The following is a 10,010-nucleotide window of genomic DNA, read 5'->3' as shown; positions in this document are numbered from 1 at the left end:
TCGCTATTTTGATACGCTTTCTTGTCAAAATTCATAGGCGAAATCGCTTTTCCGTCATTTGTCGCATTCATCATTTCTGCGTACAATGCCATTGTAGCTTGCTGCTCCGTTTCTGACAAAGCATATTCATCTTTTAAATTTTGATCAAGTTCAATCAAATCCTTAACAGTCTTTTTCCGTTCATCTCCCGCATCTGCAATCTTTTCATCAAAGTTTTTACTCTCAAATACCTCTAGAGATATGAGGTCATCAATATCTTCAAAAATCGTTTTGAGTGCTTTTTTTTGATCCTTTACAATGCTTTTGGCATTCTTGATGCCCATATGTACTGCGTTGTCTAAAAAGTGTTCCTCTATAAAGGTATCGCCGCCAAAGCTCGTATCATCCAGTGTCCCAGAAACACCTTCATGAAAGGCTTTTTGCTTATCAATGAAGCTGATAAACATGTCTACATTTCCAGCCAGCTCTTTATAAAAGCTTTTAATATTATCGGCACCTTTCCCAGTGAAATCATCACCGAGATTGGCAACACCTTGTAATGCCTTTTTTAAATCCACCATTTGTTCGCGGAGTTCCTGATAGTGTTTTGCCCTTGTGTCCATTGCACTTGTTAGTGCTTTTGCATCAAGTATCTTCCCCAGCAGAATTCACTCCTTCCTATTCATTGACAAGGTCAATTTTACCAACAGAGGATTTGTCATGAATTAGGAGTAAAGACACAAAAACAAAACCCAGATTACTATCTAGAGTTATAGGTTACTTGTTTTTTAATAAGTGATATCGAGCTCTTCCTAAAAACACTCAAAACAATTTTGATAGATAAAAGCCCGTCCCGATCAAAAAAACAGAACATTCGTTATTGGAAAAACAAAAAAACTTGCTAGGCAAGGGTTTCAACGATGATTGAACATAAATTCTCTGAAAAAGACTAATTTATTAAAGTTTTATGATAAGCCTTTTTGATAAAAAATGTGAATTTCTGAAGAAAACCGAAAGGGTTAAACCCCAAACCCTCCCCAAAAAAAACAGACCAGGCAGGGTCTGTTTTAATTTTTTATTTATACGTTTTGAGAGGTTGTGTTTCGATCGATTTTTTGTGGGATGAAAGTTGTATTTCTATTCGACTCCTCCATTGTTGTATTTCGATTTGATGCTGGTTTAATCAAGCTAGATGCTTCATATACACCAGCACCTAGAAGGATAATAGAGCTTATAAGAATCATTTTTTTAACACTCATAAAGACACTCTCCTTTTTGAATATTATGTTGGGCTTGAAATGCCTTCCTGTAATATTCTGTTGCTTTCTCAAACTTTCCTCTTTTTTCATGAATAACTGCAAGGTTTTTAGTGAATTCTTCAACGAAAACAAACAACTGCCTTTCTTCAAATGTCTGAAGCATAGCTTGAATCTCTTCCTCATCATTACTCTCATATGTTGTTCTTATAGATCGTATTAATAAAATCTCGTGTGGGTTCTCTTTATGAGAGACCAGCTTAAAAGCTTTATCCACTAATTTGGATGCTTCGGCATTTTCTCCAATCTTATATAGAGCCCAACAAAGGTTAACATATATGACCGATTTTACATCGTCCATACCATCTTCTGATATTTCAAGGGATTCTTGATAGTATTGGATAGCCTTTGCATACTCTTGTTTTTTTTCATAATTGTTTCCTATATTTAAAAGTACCTTGGCAATCAACCTTTTATCCGCTATTTCTTCAGCGATGGAATAAGCTTTATTCAGGTGTATTAATGATTTTTCATACTGCTTAAAATCATCATAATTTCCTGCTATGACAAATAAGCATTGAACTTTTCTAATCTTATATAACTCATACTGATCGTAAATTTCAAGCGCCTTTATAATGTGATGCATAGAAACATGAGTTTGTTTCATAATATAGTAGGCTTCAGCCACCTTGAAGTGAAACTCCGCTTGTTCAATATCATCTACAACCAATGCGAGCTGCCTTTCAGCGATCTTATAATATTGAATAGCCTGTATGTATTCTTTCTTACTAAACTCATACATTCCTCTAAAAAAAGCATTATAGTATTGCAGCATACCAGAAAGTTGATGATTTGAATTTTCGATTTTATCAACCAAATCAGAAACAGAAGGTGATCGTTTTTCCGAAGGTTTAATATAATCAAGCATAAGCTGATGGCGAAAACACATTAGTTGATAGTAAATCAGTAAATCCTGATCTTCTTCCATTCGTTCAATTTCTTGTTCTACCTCAGCTTTCAAAATCTCTGCATCGGGTACACTGAATTGCCGAATCATTTTATACCATTCATTTATTTTCACACCAACATGTGAAGAAATCACTTTCTCCATCCCTTATTCCCCTTCCACTAATTTCCCTTATATTACATTTATTATCACATGTAAGAGATGACAAAGCACCGAAAAGAAACCGCAAAAAGAACAGTTCATAACGTGACTTTACACATTTCTGCTCACAACAGAAAAAGCAGACTCTACTAAGTCTGCCTTTTTCTATCAAATGACTATACCTTTGAAAATTAAGTATACAATGAATCGTTTAACCACTCTTCACAATGTTCAATAAGCCATCTCAAATATTCCACATATTGACCGACATGATAGCCGTCACAAACAGCATGATGTACTTGAATGGCGACTGGCAAAATGATTTTTCCTTCTTCCACCTTAAATTTGCCTAACGTAAATATCGGCAGCAAATAAGTTTCATCTGTAGATACATTAAGGTTAAAAGAAGTAAAATCAATCCAAGGCAGGCTTGAAATATTGAACATATTTTTTGGCATATGAGGTTTCGGAAATAGTTTGTTACTTTCGCTATAAGCTTCGATGTCAGCTACACAGCTTTTATAAAACCGAGCAAAATTTTCGTCATAAGGCGTCCAAATACTTGAAAATGTCTTTGTTTCTTTATTTAGAATCGTATAACTAGGATGGAGAAGATCCCAGTGACCAAGTTCATCGTTCACTAGATCCATCCGAAACTCCGGTATTTTTTGCACTGCCCTTGCTAACAAATAAATTTGCACAGGATATACTTTTAGCTTTTTTTCTTTTAATATTGAATGCAATTTCGTGATATCTAAATCGATAACTAGGCTATATGAGCATCGGGTTACCTTCATATAATGATGAAAGTGCTCTTTTCTCGGATAATTTTCATCTATTTTTTTAAACATTTTTTATCTCCTCCTGAATGTGATTTCATGTATTCAGGAGGAGACTTTATCTGTTTTCACCACCACAATCATCCTTTCAAGATATATGTTATGTTTCTGTGCATTCAAAATCTACCATGAGTTTTGCCTACGATAAACCTGCAGCAACTCTTCGTAAGTCAGCTTGGCTGAAGTATTAAAGTATTCATTCTATTAGTATATCTAAAGAAGAGGAACTCGAATAAAAAAGCACCTTCTATCGTAGAAGGTACTTATCTTATATTCTAGCACTAGCTTTTTTATAATTTTGAAGAAAATGATGCCCTTCATTTAAAAAAACTAGAAAACGCTTATTCATAGTTTCAATAACAATTCTATCTGGTTGACCATATGGAGCACCAATTCTATAATCAATATTATCTGCAACTCCATACTTGTCCGACTCTTTAATACTAACGATTTGATCAATTGGTATTTCTGTTTTGGATAAACCAAATTTTAAGACTAAGCATTTTTCACCAAAACTGTAACGGGTTTTTAGGAAAATAGTAAAAATAAAGAAAAGTGCTAATAAAAAGATTAACATAATTACATATTCCATAGAATCACTCTTTCTTATACTTTTATCTAATTTTACCATGTTTTTTACTTTTTAAAACCAACAACTTTAAAAGAAGTGTTATATACGTTTTAATTCACCTTAGTAAGGGAAGTTCTATGAAGTGCTGTTCATACATTTGTATAAGTTAGCTTCGATTCCCCCCTCCTCTATATTGGAAAGAATGACTGAGATATTTCTCACTATTTTACCAAAGTAGAACTTATAAAAGAGCATCTATATATGTCCACCTTACTTTAAGAGAAGAAATCAATTATTTTAGTTCATTGCAAGCGACCTTTATTCGTGTAATTACTCAAGGAGGTGCTCGGCTAGTGACACAGGAAAATAAGGCATCAAAAAGTCTGTTAATTACTTTACCCGCCGCTATTATCGCTATTGTGTTGATTTTAGGAAAAATTGATACACCTGTAACAAATATTTTATTTTATGTAGTAGCTTTTGGTGTAATGGGTTTAACTGTTTCAAGCTTAATAAAAGACTACAAAAAAAAGAAAGATTGATTACTTGTCAGGGAGCTGCTTTATGTAGCTCCCTGTTTGTGAAAACAGGATAATGACCAACACTGAGAAATACAAAAGACTCTCTAGATTCTGAACAAAACTGAAAGGGTTCGTCCCCAAATCCGTCCCCATTTTAAAATAACAGACCCTCAAGGTCTATTTTTATTTTGCCTATTAGTTTTCAAATGTTGAGTTTGGATCGATCATCGTTGTGTTTCTAATATCTTTTAAGCAGCTGTAGCTTCTTCAAATCGACCTTTTGAGATACTTTCATTTTCTTAGCTTGACTGCGATGAGCGTTACCCCATAAAGGTCCCTGATACATAATTGATGCTCTGCCATTTTTAGAAAACAATCCACCTAAAACATTTTAACAAAAAGAAATATCTCGTCCATGTTGTCACATTGGCTTATGTTAAGCTTGTGAAAAAACCAAATTGATGTATAATACAATTGATGTATGATGCATGAATTGTAGGAGGTTGACCTTTTGAAAAGAGAAGATGCCTTAAAACTAAGATCAGATATTAAGAAAATGATTATATTAACTGGGGTTTTCGAATCTCAAAATTTGCCGAATGGACCATTTGAAAAACCTCTACCAACTTCTCAAATGATGGCGTTAGAGGAACTAGAGGTGGAAAGATTAACTGTTTGGCAACTATCCAATAAACTTAGATTAGAGACTTCAACTGTAAGTAGGTTGGTAGATAAGTTAGTAAAAATGGGGTTTGTTTATCGTGAAGTAAATGAAAAAAATAGAAGAGAACTTTTTCTGCATCTCACAGAAAAGGGTCACATTACTGTTAATCGCTTAAGAGAACAATCCCTTACATTTTATCAACGTATCCTCAATAATTTATCAGAATCAGAACAAAAAATAGTTGTGGATGGTTTTGAATTATTTATTGATTCTATTTCTAAGTCTTTTGATTAGAGTGAGGTCATAACCTTTGGAGGATAAAATGAGTTTGGATTTTGAACGTCCTATTATTGAACTAAAAGAGAAATTTGATGAATTAAAGAAAATGATGAAAGAAAATAATGTAGATTTATCGTCAGAAATTCATTTATTAGAAAAACGTTTAAATAAAATGCAAGATGAAGTTTATTCTAATCTTACAGCTTTTCAACGAGTTCAAATTGCAAGGCTACGTAACCGGCCCACGACATTGGATTATATACCTTTATTGTTTACAAACTTTTTCGAACTTCATGGTGATCGATTATATGGTGATGATAAAGCAATGATAGGTGGTATTGCAAAATTTAAAGGAATGCCCGTTACGGTTATTGGTCATCAAAGAGGTAGAAGTACAAAGGAAAATATAGAAAGAAATTTTGGAATGGCTCATCCAGAAGGATATAGAAAAGCGCTAAGACTTATGAAACAAGCTGATAAATTTAATCGCCCTATTATTACATTTATTGATACAATAGGCGCCTATCCAGGGAAAGGGTCTGAAGAACGTGGAATTTCTGAAGCGATAGCTCGAAATTTATTTGAAATGGCTACGCTTAAAGTGCCAATTGTTTGTATTGTAATTGGAGAGGCATCAAGTGGTGGAGCTCTTGGCATTAGTGTCGGTAACCATATCCATATGCTAGAGTATTCATGGTACTCGGTAATTTCGCCAGAAGGAGCAGCATCTATCCTATGGAAGGATGCTAAGTATGCTCCAGAAGCTGCTGAACATATGAAAATTTCAGCAAAAGATTTAAAGCATTTAGGAATTATTGATGAAATCATCCCTGAAATGAAAGGTGGAGCACAAAATGATATCAAATCACAGGCAAACATGATTGAATCTGTCATCGAATCATCTCTAAAAAAATTGATACCATTATCCTCGGAAAAGCTTATACAACAGCGATATGAAAAGTTTAGACAAATAGAAAATATTTAAAGTCCGTATTACATTTAGGAGGATTCTTACAAGATAGTTCTAAATATTTTGTAAGTAACCTCTTAAACTGAATATGCTGATACTATTAAAAGGTGTGGGATCAGTATGAAAAAGGATTTTCTTCCATCAATACTTCTTCTGAATGTCCTCAAATCGTCTTCATAAAAAAACAGACCCTGCATGGTCTGTTTTCATTTTGCCTATATGTTTTGAGATTCTCCATCTCTCAGTCGCCGAGCCATATCTAAAGCAAAATAAGTCAAAATGCCATCGCATCCGGCGCGTTTGAACGACATTAATGATTCTTCAATTACAACATTTGCATCAAGCAACCATTCTGAATAGCTGCCATCAACATTGAATCTTCTCCACTAAAGAAAGAATTTTGTCCATTCCTTACCTAATTTCCATAAAAAACTTAATATTATATTTATTATCACATCCAAGGATTTACAAAGCACCGAAAAAAACTGAAAAAAGCTCCTGTAAAGGAGCCTTGTGATAGTTATAGATTTAATATGAAACTTGTTTATAAAAGTACATCATTGAAAATTATTTATAATGGTACTTAATGCTTTCTTTAGTACAACCTTATCATCATTTGACAAGTTTTGAAGCGCTGTCTTGTTCAGCTCAATTGTTGCTGCTTCAACTTGATCTCTAATGACTAAAGATTTTTGAGTAGCCTCTACTAAAATATTTCTTCGATTGTTTGGATCTATTGTGCGTTCAATTAAGTCAGCTTTTTGCATTTTATCTAATATTCCAGAAACGGTTGAGGCTTCTAAATATACAAGTTCTCCAATTTGTTTAGGAGATAGCTGGCCCTCTCTCCATAGACAGTTCAACACACCATATTGAGCGGGTGTCAAATCACTTTCCTCTAAAAGTTTACTAAAGTACTTGAACACTTTATTTTGACTAACACTTAGTAAAAAATTTATGCACTCTGATAATTCCATTTTATCTCCCCCACATTGACTTTACCTATAATATCATGGTAGTTTTTTAATTGAAATACTTTTGGACCAGAAATATTTTGTTATAATATATTTTTAGAGAGGAAGATACACAATGGATTCATTTAAAGCGATTCTAGTTACAGAAAAAAATGATCAAGTTAGTTATGATCTTCAAAATGTAAGTGTTAATGATTTATCTGAAGGAGAAGTATTAATTAAAGTAGCATATTCTTCAATCAATTATAAAGATATGCTGGCTGTTCAAAAAAATGGAGGTGTAATTCGTAACTATCCAATGATTCCTGGAATTGATCTAAGTGGGACTATCGTTCATACAACAGATCATCGTTTCGTAGAGGGTCAACAAGTGATTGTCACAGGTTTCGCTATGGGCATGAGCCACACTGGAGGTTTTTCTGAATATGCTAGAGTACCTGCGGATTGGATTGTACCTTTGCCAAATAACTTGACTTTAAAAGAAGCAATGATTTTTGGAACAGCAGGCTTTACCGCAGCTCTTTCTATCATGGCTTTACAGGAAAATGGTATGAGTACGAAAAATCAACCTAATATACTCGTTACGGGGTCAACTGGTGGAGTTGGTAGCATTGCTATACAATTATTATCTAAAATTGGGTACAACAATATTTTTGCTTTAGTGCGTAAAGATAATCAAGTTGATATAGCAAAATCTTTAGGAGCAGCTGATGTCATTTTTGCAAACGAATTAGGCGAGCTAAAAAAACCATTAAACAAGCAAAAATTTGACTTCGTCTTAGATACCGTAGGAGGAGATGTGGCTTCTGTGATCATTCCTCAAATTTCTTATGGTGGAAGCATGAGCATGTGCGGGAATGCAGGCGGAATTAAATTAACAACAACTGTGTTACCTTTTATTCTAAGAGGGATCAACCTTCTAGGGATCGATTCTGTAAATGTACCAATCAATAAACGCAAAGTAATTTGGAACGAGATAGCAAACGAATGGAATATCTCCCAAACGACTCTAGTCAATGAGATTACGCTCGATACGTTACCTGAAAAAATTGAAGCCATTAAAAATGGCCAACATTTAGGAAGAACCATTATTAAATATTAAGATAAACGAACTTTATTTATTTAAATTACACCAGACAAATATTGAATGTATTGATGCAGATACCCCATCCCAAACAGGTGGGGTACATCTATTCAAAAAAGAGCAGGACATGCTAGTGCTAAAATACCCTCAGATATTTATCATCATGTCACAAACAAATTAGAATTTAACACCGCAGAACACTTTAATCGTTTCAACCTAAAAAAAACAACCTACAAAAAACAAAAAACCCTTGCTACGCAAGGGTTTCAACGATGATTCCGACTGGGCTCGAACCAGCGACCTCTACCCTGTCAAGGTGAATGACCTCATCCGAAGCAAACAGACCTTCCCTGAAAAAGACTGATTTAATAAGGTTCTATGATGAGCCTTTCTGATAAAAAATGTGCATTTCTGAAGAAAACTGAAAGGGTTCGTCCCCAATTCGTCCCCATAAAAAAACAGACCATGCAGAGTCTGTTTTAATTTTGCCTATACGTTTTGAGAAGTTGTGTTTCGATCGATCATAGTCGTGTTTCGATCGATTTTTTGTATCGATGTCGTGTTTCGATCAATTGCAACACTGTACATTCCTGCAGCTGCAACCACCGTAAGAGCAATCATCGTAAAACCCTTCTTAAAAGTCATACAAACAATCCCCTCTCTGAATTTTGAGTTGTGTTTCTAATACCTTTTGATAAGCAGCCGTAGCTTCTTCAAATCGACCTTGTTTCCCATACTCATCTGCATATACTATATAGCATGCTTCAGTATAAGCGAAAAGCTGTTTCTGCTCTAAATACTGAAACACCTCGGCCAGCTGCTCTTCATTTATATTATTAACATAAACCGCTTCTAAGAAGTTAAATAGGTTTTCATAAAGTTTGTTAGGGGCTTCCTCAAGTATATTAGTACCTTCTTTTAAAGATGCTTCTCCTTCTCTAAGTCTTCCCGCTTTAAATTGCGTACAGCTAATCGCAAAATACAACTTAGTAAGAAGCTCAGAATCATTATTCGCCTTTTGAATTCCCTTTTCAAAGTAATTAATAGCCTCATCCCATTGTCCGTCTCTATCAAATGTATGGCCAATATTCAAAAAGGCTTTAGTTAGGATTTTTTGATCTCCAATTTCCTCTGCAATTTTAATTGCATGCTTTAGATGAGGAATTGATTTATCATGTCGAGCCAAATCATCATAATTTCCTGCTATTACAAATAAGCATTGAATTTTTCTAAACTTGTATAACTCATACTGATCGTAAATTTCAAGCGCCTTAATGATGTGATGCATGGAAACATGAGTTTGTTTCATAATATAGTAGGCTTCAGCCACCTTGAAGTGAAACTCGGCTTGCTCAATATCATCTATAACTAGCGTAAGTTGTTTCTCGGCTATTTTATAGTATTGGATGGCCTGTACATATTCTTTTATACTGAACTCATACATTCCGCGAAAAAACGCGTTGTAATACTGCAGCATGCCGGACAATTTATGATTGGAGTTTTCTATTTTATCAACTAAGTCTGCAATGGATAAAGAGCGCTGCTCTGAGGGTTTAATATAATCAAGCATAAGCTGATGACGAAAGCACATCAATTGATAGTAAATCAGTAAATCCTGGTCTTCTTCCATTCGTTCAATTTCTTGTTCTACCTCAGCTTTCAAAATCTCTGCATCTGGAACACTGAATTGCCGAATCATTTTATACCATTCATTTATTTTCACACCAACATGTGATGAAAGAACTTTCTCCATCCCCATACTCCC

Annotated in this window: 13 protein-coding genes; 4 read left to right on the top strand and 9 right to left on the bottom strand. The window is 34.4% G+C overall.

The window, feature by feature from the left end:
• The 5 genes from QSJ46_RS16555 to QSJ46_RS16535 all read right to left on the bottom strand — a co-directional run.
• A partial coding sequence (locus tag QSJ46_RS16555; protein WP_285605030.1) for an LXG domain-containing protein occupies positions 1-602 on the bottom strand: 602 nt, incomplete at its 3' end.
• A 456-nt stretch (positions 603-1,058) separates the two neighbouring features.
• Entirely contained in the window at positions 1,059-1,238 is a 180-nt protein-coding gene (locus QSJ46_RS16550; RefSeq protein ID WP_126681989.1) for a RapH phosphatase inhibitor, read from the bottom strand.
• Positions 1,228-2,346, bottom strand: coding sequence for a response regulator aspartate phosphatase (locus QSJ46_RS16545; RefSeq protein WP_285605029.1), 1,119 nt, complete (start codon positions 2,344-2,346; stop codon positions 1,228-1,230). Before QSJ46_RS16545 ends, QSJ46_RS16550 begins: the two co-directional genes overlap by 11 nt.
• A 188-nt stretch (positions 2,347-2,534) precedes the next feature.
• Entirely contained in the window at positions 2,535-3,194 is a 660-nt protein-coding gene (catA, locus tag QSJ46_RS16540) for a type A chloramphenicol O-acetyltransferase (RefSeq protein ID WP_285605028.1), read from the bottom strand.
• A gap of 256 nt (positions 3,195-3,450) precedes the next feature.
• Positions 3,451-3,774, bottom strand: coding sequence for a SunI/YnzG family protein (locus QSJ46_RS16535; RefSeq protein ID WP_285605034.1), 324 nt, complete (start codon positions 3,772-3,774; stop codon positions 3,451-3,453).
• A gap of 332 nt (positions 3,775-4,106) precedes the next feature.
• Between QSJ46_RS16535 and QSJ46_RS16530 the strand changes: the two genes are divergently transcribed.
• From QSJ46_RS16530 to QSJ46_RS16520, 3 genes are all read left to right on the top strand, one after another.
• Positions 4,107-4,295: a hypothetical protein gene (locus QSJ46_RS16530; RefSeq protein WP_044335953.1), complete on the top strand. Its 189-nt coding sequence runs from the start codon at positions 4,107-4,109 to the stop codon at positions 4,293-4,295.
• A 490-nt stretch (positions 4,296-4,785) separates the two neighbouring features.
• The gene (locus QSJ46_RS16525; protein WP_285605027.1) at positions 4,786-5,232 is read left to right on the top strand and encodes a MarR family winged helix-turn-helix transcriptional regulator; all 447 of its coding nucleotides are present in this window, start codon (positions 4,786-4,788) and stop codon (positions 5,230-5,232) included.
• Between the two features lie 28 nt (positions 5,233-5,260).
• Complete coding sequence (locus tag QSJ46_RS16520) at positions 5,261-6,202, top strand: acetyl-CoA carboxylase carboxyltransferase subunit alpha (protein ID WP_285605026.1); 942 nt, start codon at positions 5,261-5,263, stop codon at positions 6,200-6,202.
• A gap of 200 nt (positions 6,203-6,402) precedes the next feature.
• Here QSJ46_RS16520 and QSJ46_RS16515 read toward each other — a convergent pair whose 3' ends face one another.
• The gene (locus tag QSJ46_RS16515) at positions 6,403-6,498 is read right to left on the bottom strand and encodes a hypothetical protein (protein WP_269773428.1); all 96 of its coding nucleotides are present in this window, start codon (positions 6,496-6,498) and stop codon (positions 6,403-6,405) included.
• A gap of 246 nt (positions 6,499-6,744) precedes the next feature.
• Positions 6,745-7,164 carry a MarR family winged helix-turn-helix transcriptional regulator gene (locus QSJ46_RS16510; protein ID WP_039177869.1) on the bottom strand — a complete coding sequence of 140 codons (420 nt, stop codon included), beginning with the start codon at positions 7,162-7,164 and terminating at the stop codon, positions 6,745-6,747.
• Positions 7,165-7,276: 112 nt separating this feature from the next.
• Between QSJ46_RS16510 and QSJ46_RS16505 the strand changes: the two genes are divergently transcribed.
• The gene (locus QSJ46_RS16505) at positions 7,277-8,263 is read left to right on the top strand and encodes a YhdH/YhfP family quinone oxidoreductase (protein ID WP_039177867.1); all 987 of its coding nucleotides are present in this window, start codon (positions 7,277-7,279) and stop codon (positions 8,261-8,263) included.
• Between the two features lie 471 nt (positions 8,264-8,734).
• Here the strand turns inward: QSJ46_RS16505 and QSJ46_RS16500 are convergent, their stop codons facing one another.
• Positions 8,735-8,890 (bottom strand): hypothetical protein, encoded by a 156-nt coding sequence (locus tag QSJ46_RS16500; protein WP_185907579.1) that lies wholly within the window; start codon positions 8,888-8,890, stop codon positions 8,735-8,737.
• Positions 8,880-9,998, bottom strand: coding sequence for a response regulator aspartate phosphatase (locus QSJ46_RS16495; protein ID WP_285605025.1), 1,119 nt, complete (start codon positions 9,996-9,998; stop codon positions 8,880-8,882). Before QSJ46_RS16495 ends, QSJ46_RS16500 begins: the two co-directional genes overlap by 11 nt.
• Between the last annotated feature and the right edge of the window lie 12 nt (positions 9,999-10,010).

Source organism: Bacillus sp. YKCMOAS1 (genome assembly GCF_030268125.1).
Classification (GTDB): domain Bacteria; phylum Bacillota; class Bacilli; order Bacillales; family Bacillaceae; genus Bacillus; species Bacillus safensis.
The sequence above is the reverse complement of the archived record's forward strand: the minus strand, read 5'-3'. Positions and strand labels throughout refer to the sequence as shown.